The sequence below is a fragment of the Lacrimispora sp. BS-2 genome, assembly GCF_040207125.1.
In the GTDB taxonomy this organism is placed as follows: domain Bacteria; phylum Bacillota; class Clostridia; order Lachnospirales; family Lachnospiraceae; genus Lacrimispora.
This window is the reverse complement of sequence record NZ_CP157940.1, coordinates 2,488,258-2,503,228: the sequence shown is the minus strand read 5'-3', so window position 1 is coordinate 2,503,228 and position 14,971 is coordinate 2,488,258. Positions and strand designations below refer to the sequence as shown.

The window sequence follows — 14,971 nt, the reverse complement described above, 5'->3', positions numbered from 1 at the left end:
CAGTCGGAGAACAGTTTTCTCCCTGCGCCTTTCAAGCTTTGAAAATGACAGCAGCCAATGGACGAAAATGAAAAGCAGGCAGGAAGACCCGCCGATACAGCTGAAAGAAAGGAAGTAGATATTTTATGAAGACGCTATTAAAGGGTGGAACCGTAGTATCGGGAAGCGGCCTGATCCAGGCAGATGTACTCATGGATGAGGGAAAGATTCAGGCAGTGGAACCAGGAATCCAGGAAAAAGAAGCGGAGGTTATTGATGTAACGGGAAAGCTTTTATTCCCTGGCTTTATCGATGCGCATACGCATTTTGATCTTCATGTGGCAGGTACTGTGACAGCAGATAATTTTGAGACAGGAACAAAGGCCGCATTGTCAGGCGGTACGACTATGATCATTGATTTTGCCACCCAGTATCAGGGAGAGACTCTTGAAAAGGCTCTGGAGAACTGGCATAAAAAATCAGATGGAAACGCATCCTGTGATTATGGTTTTCATCTTGCAATCTCCGACTGGAATCCTTCTATCAGCAAGGAATTGGAAGAAATCGTTGAGAGTGGCGTAACCTCCTTCAAGCTCTATATGACCTATGATGAGATGTATTTAAATGATAAGAAAATCTATCAGGTACTGAAGCGTCTGAAAGAGGTGGGAGGAATTGCCGGCATCCATTGTGAAAATATGGGACTCATAGAGGCACTGGTAGAGGAAGAGAAAGCAAAAGGTAATTTATCCATCAGCGCCCATAAAAAAACCAGACCGGCCGCAGTGGAGGCGGAAGCCATTGGCAGACTGTTAAAAATTGCAGATCTGGCGGATACTCCGGTGATCATCGTCCATTTAAGCTCCGGAGAGGGCTATCAGGAGGTGAAATACGCCAGGGAACGGGGCCAGGAGATTTATCTGGAGACTTGTCCCCAGTACCTGCTTCTTAATGAAAGCGTTTATGATCTTCCTGGCTTTGAGGGCAGTAAGTATGTGATCTCTCCCACCATTAAGAAGGAAAAGGACAGCATCAGATTGTGGAATGCCCTCCTTAAGAACCATATCCAGACCATAGCAACGGATCACTGCAGCTTTACCACCAGCCAGAAGGCAGCGGGAAAAGAGGATTTTACAAAGATTCCAAACGGAATGCCTGGAGTGGAATCCCGTCCGGTCCTTATATACAGCTTTGGAGTGCTGGAGCATAACTTAAAGCTGGAACAGATGTGCCGTCTGCTGTCAGAAAATCCGGCAAAGCTTTATGGTGTTTATCCTCAGAAAGGGGCGATTGCTCCTGGAAGCGATGGGGATATCGTGGTGTGGAATCCTGATGTCCAGTGGACCATGTCTGTAGAAAACCAGGTGGCAAATGTGGATTATTGTCCTTTTGAAGGAACTTCTGTCCAGGGAAAAGCAGAGCTTGTATTCTTAAAGGGCCGCCTGGCTGCAAAAGACGGTCAAGTGGTATTGGAGAAAACCGGTTCTTATGTTCCGAGAAAGAAACGTATGGAGCTGTATAAATGGGACTAAAAAGTGTCTATACCTTAAACGGCCGTCATGGAAAAACGGCCGTGACAAGGAGGAGCTGCCTGTGGGAAGCCCTGGGTTTTCCCCTTAAGGACCATATGATCATCTGCTTTACCGGCGGAGGCGGTAAGACAAGTGCCATGTTTGCCCTGGCCGATGAACTTGCGGACATGGGGAAACGGGTAATTGTCACCACCAGCACCCACATATTCTATCCTGAGAACCGTAAGGTAGTGCTGGCAGACCAGGCCGGGACAGTAAAAGATTTCTTAAAAGATGATCAGGAATGGCATTCTGACCATACAGGCCAGGTTCTGGTAACAGGGCAGCCTGCAGGTGAGGGAAAATTAAAGGGCATGGCTCTTTCAGAAATGGAGCAGCTTTCAGGCCTTTCCGATGTGCTTCTTGTGGAGGCGGACGGAGCAAAGCGTCTGCCTCTGAAGATCCCAAGGGAAGGGGAGCCTGTTCTTTTAAAAGGCACCCATGGGGTGGTCGGATGCGCCGGCTTAGATGCCATCGGCAGTCCATGGGAAGAAACGTGCTTCCGGTGGGAGCTTGCAAAAGCCGCATTTGGCTGGCAGACGGAAAAAAGTTTTATTACACCGGCCCAGGCAGCCCGGATTCTTATAAGCAGCAGTGGAACCAGAAAGGGAGCAGAATCCATGGAATACCGGATTTTGTTAAATAAGGCTGACAATGAAAACAGGCTGTTCCAGGGGATCCAGGTCATGAAATGTCTGGGAGAAGAATGGGCCGGACGCTGTGTGATGACCAGTTTTTTACACCATAGAAAAGGATCAGAATGAAAGAAATAAACAAAGAAGAAAGAACGCTTAAGTATCATTTAAAGCTCCGTGTTTATTATGAAGAGCGTAACTTTGGGCCGGGAGTGGCAGACTTAATGAGGCTTGTAAGGGAGAGGGGATCCCTTTCTGCCGCCTGCCAGGAACTGCACATGGCTTATTCAAAAGCGTGGAAGATTATCAACAAGGCAGAAGAGGACCTGGGATTTTCCCTGATGGAAGGAAGAAGGGGAGGGGAAAACGGAGGAACTACTGTTTTAACGGAAGAGGGCGAGAAGTTCTTAGACCGGTATCTGGCCTTTGTAGAGGAGGCAGAATCAGCGGTGGAAGAATTATTTTACAAATATTTTCCCGGATGATATAATGAGTGGATATGGTAATTTTCTGTAAATAGGGATATTCTTACTTGAGAATAACTTGTTAAGCCTAAGAACGAAAGGAGAGGGGAACGTGAAGGAAATCAAGACAGTAGATGCGGTAGGACAGGTTCTCTGCCATGATATGACTCAGATCATACCAGGAGTCATAAAGGATGCAAGATTCAGGAAAGGACATGTAGTGACAGAGGAGGACATTCCGGTGCTGCTGTCCATGGGAAAAGAACACATTTATGTTTGGGAAAAGGATGATTCTCTTTACCATGAAAATGAAGCTGCTGAAATCCTGTGCAGCCTTTGTTTTGGTGACAATATGGAACGAAGCGAGGTAAAGGAAGGAAAAATTGAATTGAAATCAACTGTTCGGGGCCTGTTAAAAATAGATACCGGACTTTTAGATAAAATAAACAGCCTGGGGAATATGATGATCGCTTCCAGACATCCCAACACCCCGGTGGAGCCTGGGGACAAGCTGTGCGGCACTAGGATCATTCCCCTTGTCATTGAAAAGGAAAAGATGGAAGAGGCGAAAGCGGTCTGTGGAGAAAAGAAGATCTTTGCCGTACTGCCCTACCTGGATAAAAAGGTGGGAATCGTGACCACGGGAAGCGAAGTATTCCATGGCAGGATAAAGGATTCCTTTGGACCTGTCTTAAAGGCAAAGGTGGAAGAGCTAGGCGGCAGGATCCTTGGCCAGACAGTCACCGATGATAAGCCGGAGCATACCACAGAGGCCATTCTTGACCTCATCGGCCAGGGGGCTGACATGGTCCTTGTCAGCGGAGGCATGAGCGTTGACCCGGATGATAAGACTCCTCTGGCAATCCGCAATACAGGGGCTGAAGTGATTTCCTACGGTGCTCCGGTGCTTCCGGGAGCCATGTTCTTATTGTCCTATTACAGACAGGACGGGAAAACTATTCCTATAGCCGGACTTCCCGGATGCGTCATGTATTCCAAACGGACAGTGTTTGATCTGGTGCTCCCAAGGCTTATGACCGATGACCCGGTGATAAAGGAAGATCTTGATAAGCTGGGCAAAGGAGGGCTTTGCCTTTCCTGTGACGTATGCTATTATCCAAACTGCGGCTTCGGAAAGGGCTGGTAGACGCTACAGGAGGAGAGGTTAAAAGAAAAATATGAATGGACTGACACATTTTGATGAACAGGGAAATGCCCGCATGGTAGATGTTGGGGAAAAGGCGGAAACAGACCGGATCGCCGTTGCCCACGGATTTATTACAGTCAATCAGGAGGTTTTTAAAGCCATTTCCCTTGGAACCGCAAAAAAGGGCGATGTTCTGGGAGTAGCCAGGGTAGCAGGTATCATGGGAGCAAAAAGGACCTCTGAACTGATCCCGCTGTGCCATGGACTGATGCTTACAAAATGCGCGGTGGATTTTGTACTTCATGAGGAACAGCTTTCTGTAGAGGCAGTCTGTACGGTTAAAACCCAGGGCAAGACAGGGGTGGAGATGGAAGCCCTGACAGGGGTGAATATCGCTCTTCTTACCATATATGACATGTGCAAGGCCATGGACCGGGGGATGACCATCAGTCATATCTGCCTTTTGAAAAAGGATGGCGGTAAAAGCGGACTTTATGAAAAGGATTCAGGCAGCAGGGGGAGCAAAGGATGAAAGACAGCTGCAATAGAACCATTGACTATATCCGGATATCCGTTACGGACCGGTGTAATTTAAGGTGTCTCTACTGCATGCCGGAGGAGGGGATTTCCCCTCTGCGCCATGAGGACATCCTCACCTATCAGGAAATCCTGCGGATCTGTAAGGCAGGTGCCCGCCTTGGAATCCGTAAGGTAAAGGTAACCGGAGGGGAGCCTTTGGTGAGAAAGGACATAGAGGTCCTGATCAAGGAGCTGGCAAGGATTCCGGGAATTGAGGATGTGACAATGACCACTAATGGCTGCCTGTTAAAGGAAAAGTCAGCTAAACTAAAGGCTGCAGGCTTATCAAGCGTCAATGTGAGCCTGGATACCCTGGATCCCGTGCGGTTTGCCAGAATCACAAGAAGAGACTCTTTTGAATCCGTCATGGAAGGAATCGACAGCGCATTGGCAGCCGGAATCAAGGTAAAAATAAACTGTGCGGTCATGGAGGAATTAACAAAGGAAGAGGTGCTGGCCTTTGCCCGGTTTTCCATGGAACGCAGGATCCCTGTCCGTTTTATTGAAATGATGCCCATTGGACAGGGGAAACATTACAAAGCACTGGAAAATGATGATCTGGCGGGAATCCTGTCAGAGGCTTTTGGAGAACTTAAGGAAAGCCGCCAGGTAAAAGGCAACGGTCCTGCCGTTTATTATACATGGGGAGATGAAACAGGCTTTATCGGCTTTATCAGTGCCGTAAGCCACAAATTCTGCCGTACCTGTAACCGGGTAAGGCTGACTTCTGACGGATTTCTAAAGCTTTGCCTGGACAGCCCTGCGGGAGTGGATTTAAAAGGGCCTTTGCGCGAAGGAATTTCCGATGACAGCCTTTTTAATCTGATGAAGCAGAGCATCCGGAACAAACCGGAGAGCCATCATTTTGAAGAAGCTTTGGGAGAAACGGGCCCCAACATGAACCAGATAGGAGGATAAGCAGATGGGAAAGGTAATGGCTGTCTGTATCAGCGAAAAAAAGGGAACTCAGAAAACCAAAGTGGATGAAGGCCATCTAATAGAAGAATACGGGATAGAAGGGGATGCCCATGCAGGCAAATGGCACCGGCAGGTAAGCCTTTTATCCTTTGATACCATAGAGGATTTTAAGGCCAGAGGTGCTAAGATCGGAAACGGAGCCTTTGGTGAAAACATCATTGTCCAGGGAATTGATTTGATTCATCTTCCCATTGGCACCAGGTTAAAGAGCGGAGATATCCTTTTGGAGGTGACTCAAATAGGAAAGGAATGTCACAGCCACTGCGAGATATACAAGAAAATGGGAGAATGCATCATGCCCACAAACGGAATCTTTACAAGAGTTCTTCAGGGAGGGACCATGAAGGAAGGAGATGAGATCACAGTATGTACCGGGCAGGAATCGTAACCTTAAGTGACAAGGGAGCCGCCGGAGAACGGAAAGATGTAAGCGGCGCCGTCATAAGAGAGATATTGGAAGAGGCAGGCTATGAAGTGGTCAGCTACAGGCTCTTAGCCGATGAAGGAGAAGACTTAAAGGAAGAACTCATGCGCTTAAGTGATGAAGTGGAATGTGATCTGGTTCTGACCACCGGCGGCACCGGGTTTTCTCCCAGGGATGTGACCCCGGAGGCCACTTTGGCCGTTGCGGACCGCAATGCACCGGGAATTGCCGAGGCCATACGGGCTTACAGCATGACTGTGACCAAACGGGCCATGTTAAGCAGAGGAGCCAGTGTCATCAGGGGATCGACCCTTATCATCAATCTTCCGGGAAGCCCCAAGGCGGTGAGAGAGAGCCTGGAATACATTTTAGATACCCTTTCTCACGGTCTGGAAATCCTTTCAGGCAGAGGCGGAGAATGTGCCAGAACATCAGATACCCTGCAGAAATAAAACAGAAGATCAGGAGACTATAATGAAGGTATTGATAAAAGGAGCCGGTGACCTGGCAACAGGCATCGGATGCCGGTTGCACCGCTGCGGCTTTGAACTGGTCATGACGGATATCGCCGTTCCAACCACGGTACGGCGGACAGTGGCCTTTTCAAGGGCAGTTTATGAGGAAGAGGCAAAGGTGGAGGATATCACCGGTGTTTTATGCCGCAGTCTGGAGGAAATCCATGGAGCCATAGCAGGGGATCAGGTTGCGGTAGTGGCAGACGAGGAATGCAAGATCCGGGAAACCTGGAAGCCGGATGTGGTGGTGGATGCCATTATTGCAAAAAAGAACCTGGGAACCAGGATAACTGACGCAGATGTGGTAGTAGGCGTTGGCCCCGGCTTTACTGCCGGACTTGACTGTCATGTGGTGGTGGAGACAAAAAGAGGCCATAATCTGGGCCGCTGCATCTGGGAGGGAAGCGCTTTTCCCAATACAGGAGTTCCAGGCATGATCGGCGGTTATGATAAGGAACGGATAATCCGTGCAACCGATGATGGAATTTTTAAAGGCCATGTTAAGATCGGTGATCTGGTAGAAAAAGGCGACCTGGTAGGCTATTCAGGCGATGCTCCCATATATGCCCAGGTGGGAGGCGTTGTAAGAGGTCTGCTTCAGGACGGTGTGGCAGTGACAAAGGGAATGAAGTCAGGAGATGTTGACCCCAGAGGAAACATTGAAAACTGCTATACGATCTCAGACAAGGCGTCTTCCATAGGCGGAGGCGTCCTGGAGGCGATTTTGAGCATGAAAAAGAAAAAAAGGGCGGCGGCAAAAACGGAAAAGCAATGAAAAGGGGAGGTTTGATGGCATGAAACTGGCACTTATCCTTCTGGCAGCGGGGGACAGCCGCAGATTTAACGGCAATAAGCTGCTTCATGAATTCAAAGGAAAACCCATGTACCGATATATTTTAGAGGAAGTAGAAGCGCTTCCGGATGGTATCTTTGACAGGAAAATGGTTGTCACCCAGTACCAGGAGATTATGGACACCATGGAAAACTATGGTTATGAGGTAGTGGTAAACAGGGAAAGCAGCCTTGGTATCTCCCATTCCATTCATCTGGCGCTGAAAGAGCTTGAAAATGAAGAAACAGATTATTGTTTTGCGGTCTGTGACCAGCCATATTTAAAAGCGGCTACCATAAGAGATCTGGTGGAAAGCTGGCGGGACAGCAAAAAAGGGATCGGCTGTCTGTGTAACATGGGCGCTTTGGGGAACCCGGCCATCTTTTCCAGAAATTATCTTAAGGAGCTTCTGGAATTAGAAGGAGATGTGGGCGGAAAACGGGTCATACGGAGACATATTGAAGATCTATACCTTCACGAGGTAGTGGATGGCCTGGAATTGGTGGATATTGATGTGCGGAATAATTCTGAATCCTGATCTTCACTTGCGTTGCAAGTTCTGTTAAGACATATAATAAACAAATATCAAAAATATGGAGGTATTAATATGTTAAGACCTGTTGATCTGAAACAAGTGACCATGGACCCGATCACAATGATAGGAAAGGAATGGATGCTTATTTCCGCCGGCAGCGAGGAAAAGTATAATATGATGACAGCCAGCTGGGGAGGCCTGGGAATCATGTGGAATAAGAGTGTTTCCACCATTGTGCTCCGTCCCCAGAGATATACTTTGGAATTTATTGATAAAAGCGAGTATTACGCTCTTAGCTTTTTCGGTGACAACTGCAGATCTGCTTTAAACTACTGCGGCGCCCATTCCGGACGTGACGTAGATAAGGAGAAAGAGTCCGGGCTTACGCCTGTTTTTGATGCGGAAGCACCTTATTTTTCCGAAGCAAGGCTGGTGCTTATCTGCCGTAAGCTTTATAAGCAGAGGATTGATCCCAATGGTTTCTTTGATCAAACCCTTGACAAGCAAAACTATCCGGCAAAGGATTACCATGATTATATTATAGGAGAAATCGTCAAAGTATTAAAGGCCGACTAATGGAAAGCCGCTTTCAAAAATACTGTTAAAAACCATAAGAAGGAAGGGCACACGCAGGCCCTTCTTTTTTTGCTGTTTTACGGATTATTATTAAAAGGAAAAATTGGTAAAATGTTTCCTATGGAATCAAAATAGTGTATAATACCGTTTAAAGGGGGAGTAGCATGATTAAATGGTTAAAGGCTAAAAAGAATGATATGAAGCAAAAGAGAGATCCTTTAAAACAGGAAGGAATTAAAATCTGCATTATGTATTTTCTTTTTGGTTTTGTCTGGGTTTATTTCTCCGACAGAATCGTGAACCGGCTCGTTTATAATCCTTCTGCAAGGATGGTGATCCATACTTATAAGGGAATTATGTATGTTTTGATTACTGCTTCGGTTCTTTATTATTTAATTTCCAACCTTTTACGAAAGGTAGAGCTGGCAGAGAGAAGATTGGGCAAAAGCTATGACGATCTGTCCGCCGCCAATGAAGAGCTTAAGGAATACGTGGAACAGCTCACTGCATCAGAAAAAGAGCTGAGGATACAGTATGAAAAAATCATGGAGTATGATCAAAGGTTAAGAATAAGCGAAGAGAAATATAAGGCCATCATCAGACAGATGCAATTAGGCATGGCATTGTATGAGGGAGCTGCCGGCGATGATATTTTTGAATATAGGCTGGTAGATTCCAATTACAGCCATGAGGCCTTGACCGGATTAAAAAAAGAAGATATTTTAGGGAAAAGATTTTTTGATATACATAAAAATATGGAACCAAAAAACCTGGACAAGCTGATATGGACCATAAATACAGGAGAATCGACCAGCTACCAGCGGTTTCAGGAGAATACGAATTATTACTATGAGGTTCTGGCGTCCCGCCCAAAGGAAAACCAGCTGGCCATTATTTTAAATGACATTACCAAAAGCAAACAGGCGGAGGATCGGCTCCATTATTTAAGCTATCATGACCAGTTGACGGGATTATACAACAGAAGGTTTTTTGAAGAACAGTTAAAACGGCTGAATTCCAAAAGCTATTATCCGCTAATGATTACCATGGCCGATATCAATGGATTAAAGCTCATGAACGATTCCTTTGGACACAAGGTGGGAGATAAATATATTCAAAAAGTGGCTGAAGTATTAAGAGAAGGTTTCAGGGAAAAGGATATCATATGCCGTTTGGGAGGCGATGAATTCATCATAATTTCTCCCAATACCGATGTTAAGGAAATAAAGGAGATGATCGGCAGGGTCAGTAAACGGACAAAGCATGAAGCCGTAAATAAGATTACCCTTTCCGTATCTTTTGGATACAACGCGAAATATAAGGATGAGGAATCCATATTGGAAGTCCTTAAAAAGGCCGAGGACTATATGTACAAGAAAAAGCTGCTGGAAAGCGCGGGAATAAGGGGGAAGACTATCTATACGATTATGACTGCCCTTCATGAGAAAAATCCCAGGGAAGAACAGCATTCCCTCCGTGTGTCTCAGCTGTGCGAAAAGATGGGGACAGCCCTTGGACTGCAGGAAGATGAAATAAAAGAGTTAAGGACCGTTGGAATGCTCCATGATATCGGTAAGGTGGCAATTGAAGAGGGGATACTTAATAAAAACGGAAAACTGGTGGAAAAGGAATGGGAAGAAATTAAAAAGCACCCGGAGATCGGCTACCGCATTTTAAGCACGGTCAATGAACTGTCAGAGATGGCAGATTACGTTCTGGCCCATCATGAATGGTGGGATGGAAGTGGTTATCCCAAGGGACTTAAGGAAAATGAAATACCGGTTCAATCAAGGATCATTGCTATTGCAGATGCATACGACGCCATGATCAGTGAAAGAAGCTACCGTCATGCATTATCCAGGGAATATGCGATCAGTGAACTGGTTAAGGGCGCTGGTACGCAGTTTTGCAGGGAGTACGTCGATGTATTTATAGATAAGGTAGTTTATGACATGGGAGTCAGCGTTTAATATAAAAAAGGATATTAGGAAGGTCCGTCCCGCAAAGGGACGGGCTTTTCTGACTATATCACGTGACATTTGGAAACCCTATGTTTAGAATCATCCAATGCTTAAAAAGAAAGGAGATATGGAATCCATTGTGGTAATAAAAAACCTTAATAGAATCATAAAAACCAGAATGTCTGGTTTAGGAGATGATTTAAAAGATCTTTGCATGAGCTGTCCGTCCCATCAAAAGAGGAAGAAGTATTTTGAGGGCTGGTATTTCAAGCATCAGAACGCAGACACGGTCTTAGCCTTTATTCCCGGCCATAGTGTGGATGAAAGGGGAGTGAGGCGCCCGTTTCTGCAAATCATATGGAATGCAGGCATGAAATTATCAGCATGGCCCATGCCCTTAAAGGAGTTCTTAATGTCAATGGAAAGGTCCTGGATTTTCATGGGGAAAAGGGATATATAGAGGGAGACAGGGGCAGATCCTTTCCCAGGGATTACTTATGGCTTCAATGCAACCGGTTTCCGGAAGAAGCATCGGTCATGGTTTCCATTGCTCATATTCCTTTTATCGGACATAGCTTTCAGGGCTGCATCTGTGTCATCCAGTATAAAGGGCAGGAATACCGTTTTGCCACTTATCTGGGAGTAAAGGTGGTATGCAAAAGAGAAACTGCAGTTATATTAAAGCAGGGCCAATACACTTTTAAAATATTTTTAACAAACCGGAACAGAATTAAAAATGGGGGGTTTTCCCACAGGCTCCTGGCTCCGGATCAGGGAAAGATGGTTCGCTTCATAAAAGAGGAGCATTTATTGCTGGCAAGGTTTTTACTGTATAAAGAGGAGGAACTGATATTTGATTTAACAAGTGACCATGTAAGCTTTGAGTATGCGCGGGACCGGAAAACGGCTGATTGCAGCCGATTTTTGCAGAAAATACAGTTTCTGACTGCATGTAATAGATATTTCCTATAAGTACGGCTTATTTATAGATTTTATGAATTGGACGTAAGCCTTAAATCTTAATAGAATATAATTATCAATAAACATGCAGGAGGATGCAAAGGATGAATGTGAAACAGGCGGTTAGTGTTAAGAAGATCGGAGATGATGCGGAAGCTCTGTTTCGGGGAGGCTTTTTTTGTTCGGAGGCGGTTGTAAGCTCCATGAGGTCCAATTTTGAACTGGATATACCAGAAGAAGTCATAGCCATGGCTTCCGGCTTTCCGGTAGGTATCGGACGTTCCAAATGTCTGTGCGGAGCGGTATCCGGCGGGGTTATGGCCCTTGGCCTGTTCTTTGGACGGACAAAACAGGGTGACCCCAAAGTGGAAAAGAATCTAGAAGTGTCAAAGGAGCTTCACGACTGGTTCAAGGAAAACAACGGAAAGAATGCATTATGCTGCAGGATCCTTACCAAAGAGTTTGATATGGGAAAAGGAGAGCACAAGGAACAGTGTATTCGTTTCACAGGACTGGTAGCCAGAAAAGTAGCTGAGATCGTGGTGCGGGAATACGGCCTTACCAATACCGATGAACTGGAATCTGCGGAGGGATGCAATGATTAAAAAAGTTCCCATTCCCATGGCAGGGCTTTCCCTTGGGTTTGCAGCCCTGGGCAATCTCCTTCAAAGCTATTCAGAAACCATCCGCCTGGTTTGCGGAGCCATATCCGCTGTATTGGCGATTTTGTTTTTATGTAAGTGTATTTTTCATTTTGATATGGCAAAAGAAGATATGAAAAACCCGGTGATGGCAAGCGTATCAGGGACCTTTTCCATGGCAGTGATTCTTCTGTCCGCCTATGCCAAGCCTTTTATTGGAGATGGTGCGGTCTATATCTGGTATCTGGGGATCGCCCTGCACCTTCTTCTCATGGTGTATTTTACCGCGCGTTTTCTTTATAAGCTGAATATGAAAGCTGTATTTGCCAGCTATTACATCGTGTATGTGGGGATTGTGACGGCCAGCGTGACGGCCCCTGCATTTGGACGAACGGCCCTGGGGCTTGGAATTTTCTGGTTCGGCCTGGTCTGCTGCCTGATTTTACTGGTTCTTGTTACGGCCCGGTATGTGAAATACAGGGAAATTGCAGAACCGGCAAGACCGCTGTTTTGTATCTATACGGCTCCGGTGAGCCTTTGCCTGGCTGGATACCTTCAGTCCGCGGAAACAAAATCCGTAACATTGGTTATCCTGCTCATGGTATTAGCCGGGGTATTGTATGTAACCGTGCTGGTTTATCTGCCAAGGTTCCTTGCTCTGCCTTTTTATCCAAGCTATGCGGCCTTTACATTTCCGGTAGTGATCAGTGCTATTGCAATGAAGATGTCAACAGGGTTCCTGGCAAAAATGGGATATGCCGTAGGAGTTTTACCGGTCATAGTGCTTGCTGAAACCGTTATTGCAGTATGTCTGGTGGTTTACGTATTCATCCGCTATATGAAATTTTTATTTAGCAAGTAGGCAGTACTTATACTAAAAGGGTGCTGCAAAATCAATGTCATTAGATAAAACCCCATGGCATTGATTTTGCGGTGCCCCTTGTTTTTTATTTACAGGCTGAAAGGCAGTAACGGCTGTTTCCGCCTTACCGGTTGTAATTATGTATTTCTTGTCTTATAATCAAATCATGAAAGGCATGACCGCAAGTGTTGAAAAAACGAAGCTTGTGAATTTTTTGACAGGTCATGTCGTAAAGTCCTGCGGGCAGGCAAAGCTTCTGGTACAGGGAAATAGGGCTTATATCTATAAATGTAAGGAGGAATCAGCGTGAAATTGGTGTTTGATATAGGCGGAACGTCAGTGAAATTCGGCGTTGCAGATGAGGAAGGTAATTTTTCTTTCACGGATTCGGTGCCTACGCCGAAAAAAGATGTGGGAGAATTTCTGCAGGTGACAGAACGTATTTTTGAAAAGGCTGTCAGGGAATACGGTATTGACGGCGTGGCATTCAGCTTTCCGGGAGAGGTGCACAGCAGGGAAGGGGTAATAAAAGGCATCAGTGCCGTAGCGTATCTTCATGAAATCCCTTTAAAGGCTATATTGGAGGAAAGGTTTGGCGGACTTCCTGTGACCATGGCCAATGATGCCAACTGCGCTGCCATGGGGGAGCTTTGGAAAGGGGTGGCAAAGGAATGTCAAAGTGTAGTGTTCGTCATCTGTGGTACCGGTATCGGGGGCGCAGTGATCGAACGCGGAAAGCTTGATATGGGAGTGACCATGAACCGGGGAGAATTCGGAAATTTTCCCATGGGAGGCTTTAAGGACGGCGTCCTCCTTTCCTGGAGCAATTATACCCTGGAAAAACAAGCGCAGAAATACAATAAAAGAAAGCAGCCGTCAGAGCCCCCCGTTGATGGGATAAGGCTGGACCAGCTTGCCAGGGAAGGGGATATTCTGGCAGAAGAACTGATGGAGGAATTTTATTACTGGATGTCGATGGGCTGCATAACCCTGGAATTTGCCTTTGATCCGGAACTCATTGCAATCGGCGGTGGGATCAGCAGCAATCCGGGAATCATTGACCGGATCCAGAAGACGGTGGTTTCCCTGCTAAAAGGACAGCAGCAGGGCTACCTGGTACCAAGGATCACAGCCTGCACAAACGGCAGCAGGGCGAATCTGTATGGAGCCTTATATTATCACCTGTACGGAGAAAAGATTGACATAGAATAGGGAAATATGGAAGAAAGGTAATTCCGGTCAGCCCTTTGCTTATAATAGAGGAAGAATGAGGGGAAGATAAGAACAGGACGGTTTTGGGGAGTAATGCGATGAATCTTATCTTTCTTTTAATGGCCTGGCTTCCAATCCTTATTGGAGCGTTGGGAATTGCTTTGATTTTTTATTATTTCTATCAATGGATGAAAGGCTTTCGGTTAATTAAATACCGATTGGCAGGTGAAATTTGTCTTTTGGCGGTACTCGTGTACTTTTTGATATTCTTTATTTTCTGGTTTATAGGGCTGGGCCTGGCTTCTGGTTAATAATTTCCTGCTGGTTGCTGTTATAGAACCTTATAGTCTTCCAGATAGAAACGGTACTGGTCACCATTAATGTACTGTTTGCCTATATGAATCAGCTCATGGTTCTGGTCGTAAATCTGGCAGTACAGGAAAAACAAAGGTTCTCCGTTGGATACCTGGAGAAGTTTGGCTACGTCACCTCCGGCTCGTACAATATCCAGGTAAGAGTCAGTGGAATAGGTGACCTTAATCTGGTATTTATTTTCAAGAAGCTTGTAAAGAGGGCCGTCAAGAGATTCTTCCAACAAAAAAGAAAACCGGTCATAAGGATACAGGTTGTTTTCACACATGATAGGAAACCCATCCGCCATATTCACACGCTGAATAGAGATTGCCGGACTGCCTGCAGGTACGCCCATGGCACTGGCATCCTCCGAAGACAGAGCGATAACTTCCCGCTTGGTAACCAGGCGCGAGGGTACCATGCCGTTGGCTTCACATGCCTGTCCAAAACTTAATAGATGTTCAATTTTTCGTTTTACCTTTGCATGCTTAACAAAGGTACCCTTCCCTTGTTTTTTTGATAAAAAGTCCTCCTGGCATAGTTCCTCCACTGCACGCCGCACAGTAATACGGCTTACATTGAAAAGCTTGCTTAACTCTGTTTCAGTAGGAATTTTCTGTCCATATGGAAAAGTGCCATCCTTGATGGCAGTCTTTAATTCTTCTTTTAGTTGCTGGTAAAGTGGAATTTCATTACCTATGTCTAATTTCATAATACATACTCCTTTAATTCATACTCGTTATTTC

General features: G+C 45.8%; 17 protein-coding genes. 16 read left to right on the top strand and 1 reads right to left on the bottom strand.

All coding sequences use genetic code 11. The features are described 5' to 3' along the window. Nucleotides 1-125: 125 nt before the first annotated feature. The 16 genes from hydA to ABFV83_RS11830 all read left to right on the top strand — a co-directional run bounded on the left by hydA (nucleotide 126) and on the right by ABFV83_RS11830 (nucleotide 13,871). Nucleotides 126-1,511, top strand: coding sequence for a dihydropyrimidinase (gene hydA, locus ABFV83_RS11905; protein ID WP_349944070.1), 1,386 nt, complete (start codon nucleotides 126-128; stop codon nucleotides 1,509-1,511). Then, a complete protein-coding gene (yqeC, locus tag ABFV83_RS11900; protein WP_349944069.1) occupies nucleotides 1,502-2,314 on the top strand; it encodes a selenium cofactor biosynthesis protein YqeC in 813 nt (270 codons plus the stop codon). The genes hydA and yqeC overlap by 10 nt, the downstream gene beginning before the upstream one ends. Beyond that, nucleotides 2,311-2,670: a LysR family transcriptional regulator gene (locus ABFV83_RS11895; RefSeq protein ID WP_349944068.1), complete on the top strand. Its 360-nt coding sequence runs from the start codon at nucleotides 2,311-2,313 to the stop codon at nucleotides 2,668-2,670. Before yqeC ends, ABFV83_RS11895 begins: the two co-directional genes overlap by 4 nt. A gap of 91 nt (nucleotides 2,671-2,761) precedes the next feature. Continuing rightward, nucleotides 2,762-3,796: a molybdopterin-binding protein gene (locus tag ABFV83_RS11890; RefSeq protein ID WP_349944066.1), complete on the top strand. Its 1,035-nt coding sequence runs from the start codon at nucleotides 2,762-2,764 to the stop codon at nucleotides 3,794-3,796. Between the two features lie 31 nt (nucleotides 3,797-3,827). Continuing rightward, nucleotides 3,828-4,328 (top strand): cyclic pyranopterin monophosphate synthase MoaC, encoded by a 501-nt coding sequence (moaC, locus tag ABFV83_RS11885; RefSeq protein WP_349944065.1) that lies wholly within the window; start codon nucleotides 3,828-3,830, stop codon nucleotides 4,326-4,328. Then, nucleotides 4,325-5,293 carry a GTP 3',8-cyclase MoaA gene (moaA, locus tag ABFV83_RS11880; RefSeq protein ID WP_349944064.1) on the top strand — a complete coding sequence of 323 codons (969 nt, stop codon included), beginning with the start codon at nucleotides 4,325-4,327 and terminating at the stop codon, nucleotides 5,291-5,293. The genes moaC and moaA overlap by 4 nt, the downstream gene beginning before the upstream one ends. Nucleotides 5,294-5,297: 4 nt before the next feature. Beyond that, entirely contained in the window at nucleotides 5,298-5,741 is a 444-nt protein-coding gene (locus tag ABFV83_RS11875; protein WP_349944063.1) for an MOSC domain-containing protein, read from the top strand. Continuing rightward, nucleotides 5,720-6,229, top strand: a complete 510-nt coding sequence (locus tag ABFV83_RS11870) for a MogA/MoaB family molybdenum cofactor biosynthesis protein (protein ID WP_349944061.1) — start codon at nucleotides 5,720-5,722, stop codon at nucleotides 6,227-6,229. Before ABFV83_RS11875 ends, ABFV83_RS11870 begins: the two co-directional genes overlap by 22 nt. A 22-nt stretch (nucleotides 6,230-6,251) precedes the next feature. Continuing rightward, the gene (yqeB, locus tag ABFV83_RS11865; RefSeq protein WP_349944060.1) at nucleotides 6,252-7,067 is read left to right on the top strand and encodes a selenium-dependent molybdenum cofactor biosynthesis protein YqeB; all 816 of its coding nucleotides are present in this window, start codon (nucleotides 6,252-6,254) and stop codon (nucleotides 7,065-7,067) included. Nucleotides 7,068-7,086: 19 nt separating this feature from the next. Further along, a complete protein-coding gene (locus ABFV83_RS11860; protein ID WP_349944058.1) occupies nucleotides 7,087-7,662 on the top strand; it encodes a nucleotidyltransferase family protein in 576 nt (191 codons plus the stop codon). Nucleotides 7,663-7,731: 69 nt separating this feature from the next. Beyond that, nucleotides 7,732-8,235, top strand: coding sequence for a flavin reductase family protein (locus ABFV83_RS11855; RefSeq protein WP_349944057.1), 504 nt, complete (start codon nucleotides 7,732-7,734; stop codon nucleotides 8,233-8,235). 164 nt (nucleotides 8,236-8,399) lie between these two features. Continuing rightward, nucleotides 8,400-10,205 (top strand): HD domain-containing phosphohydrolase, encoded by a 1,806-nt coding sequence (locus ABFV83_RS11850; protein ID WP_349944055.1) that lies wholly within the window; start codon nucleotides 8,400-8,402, stop codon nucleotides 10,203-10,205. A 348-nt stretch (nucleotides 10,206-10,553) separates the two neighbouring features. Then, nucleotides 10,554-11,168 (top strand): tocopherol cyclase family protein, encoded by a 615-nt coding sequence (locus ABFV83_RS11845; protein WP_349944053.1) that lies wholly within the window; start codon nucleotides 10,554-10,556, stop codon nucleotides 11,166-11,168. Nucleotides 11,169-11,260: 92 nt separating this feature from the next. Next, complete coding sequence (locus tag ABFV83_RS11840; RefSeq protein WP_349944051.1) at nucleotides 11,261-11,761, top strand: C-GCAxxG-C-C family protein; 501 nt, start codon at nucleotides 11,261-11,263, stop codon at nucleotides 11,759-11,761. Continuing rightward, nucleotides 11,754-12,659 carry a TDT family transporter gene (locus ABFV83_RS11835; RefSeq protein ID WP_349944050.1) on the top strand — a complete coding sequence of 302 codons (906 nt, stop codon included), beginning with the start codon at nucleotides 11,754-11,756 and terminating at the stop codon, nucleotides 12,657-12,659. Before ABFV83_RS11840 ends, ABFV83_RS11835 begins: the two co-directional genes overlap by 8 nt. 306 nt (nucleotides 12,660-12,965) lie before the next feature. Beyond that, nucleotides 12,966-13,871 (top strand): ROK family protein, encoded by a 906-nt coding sequence (locus ABFV83_RS11830; RefSeq protein WP_349944048.1) that lies wholly within the window; start codon nucleotides 12,966-12,968, stop codon nucleotides 13,869-13,871. A 331-nt stretch (nucleotides 13,872-14,202) separates the two neighbouring features. Here ABFV83_RS11830 and ABFV83_RS11825 read toward each other — a convergent pair whose 3' ends face one another. Further along, complete coding sequence (locus tag ABFV83_RS11825) at nucleotides 14,203-14,937, bottom strand: GntR family transcriptional regulator (protein ID WP_349944046.1); 735 nt, start codon at nucleotides 14,935-14,937, stop codon at nucleotides 14,203-14,205. Nucleotides 14,938-14,971: the final 34 nt, after the last annotated feature.

Coding starts and splice junctions, on each gene's coding strand:
- hydA (WP_349944070.1), top strand. CDS start 126: ATGAAGACGCTATTAAAGGGTGGAACCGTAGTATCGGGAAGCGGCCTG.
- yqeC (WP_349944069.1), top strand. CDS start 1,502: ATGGGACTAAAAAGTGTCTATACCTTAAACGGCCGTCATGGAAAAACG.
- ABFV83_RS11895 (WP_349944068.1), top strand. CDS start 2,311: ATGAAAGAAATAAACAAAGAAGAAAGAACGCTTAAGTATCATTTAAAG.
- moaC (WP_349944065.1), top strand. CDS start 3,828: ATGAATGGACTGACACATTTTGATGAACAGGGAAATGCCCGCATGGTA.
- moaA (WP_349944064.1), top strand. CDS start 4,325: ATGAAAGACAGCTGCAATAGAACCATTGACTATATCCGGATATCCGTT.
- ABFV83_RS11875 (WP_349944063.1), top strand. CDS start 5,298: ATGGGAAAGGTAATGGCTGTCTGTATCAGCGAAAAAAAGGGAACTCAG.
- ABFV83_RS11870 (WP_349944061.1), top strand. CDS start 5,720: ATGTACCGGGCAGGAATCGTAACCTTAAGTGACAAGGGAGCCGCCGGA.
- yqeB (WP_349944060.1), top strand. CDS start 6,252: ATGAAGGTATTGATAAAAGGAGCCGGTGACCTGGCAACAGGCATCGGA.
- ABFV83_RS11860 (WP_349944058.1), top strand. CDS start 7,087: ATGAAACTGGCACTTATCCTTCTGGCAGCGGGGGACAGCCGCAGATTT.
- ABFV83_RS11855 (WP_349944057.1), top strand. CDS start 7,732: ATGTTAAGACCTGTTGATCTGAAACAAGTGACCATGGACCCGATCACA.
- ABFV83_RS11850 (WP_349944055.1), top strand. CDS start 8,400: ATGATTAAATGGTTAAAGGCTAAAAAGAATGATATGAAGCAAAAGAGA.
- ABFV83_RS11845 (WP_349944053.1), top strand. CDS start 10,554: ATGGAATGCAGGCATGAAATTATCAGCATGGCCCATGCCCTTAAAGGA.
- ABFV83_RS11840 (WP_349944051.1), top strand. CDS start 11,261: ATGAATGTGAAACAGGCGGTTAGTGTTAAGAAGATCGGAGATGATGCG.
- ABFV83_RS11835 (WP_349944050.1), top strand. CDS start 11,754: ATGATTAAAAAAGTTCCCATTCCCATGGCAGGGCTTTCCCTTGGGTTT.
- ABFV83_RS11825 (WP_349944046.1), bottom strand. CDS start 14,937: ATGAAATTAGACATAGGTAATGAAATTCCACTTTACCAGCAACTAAAA.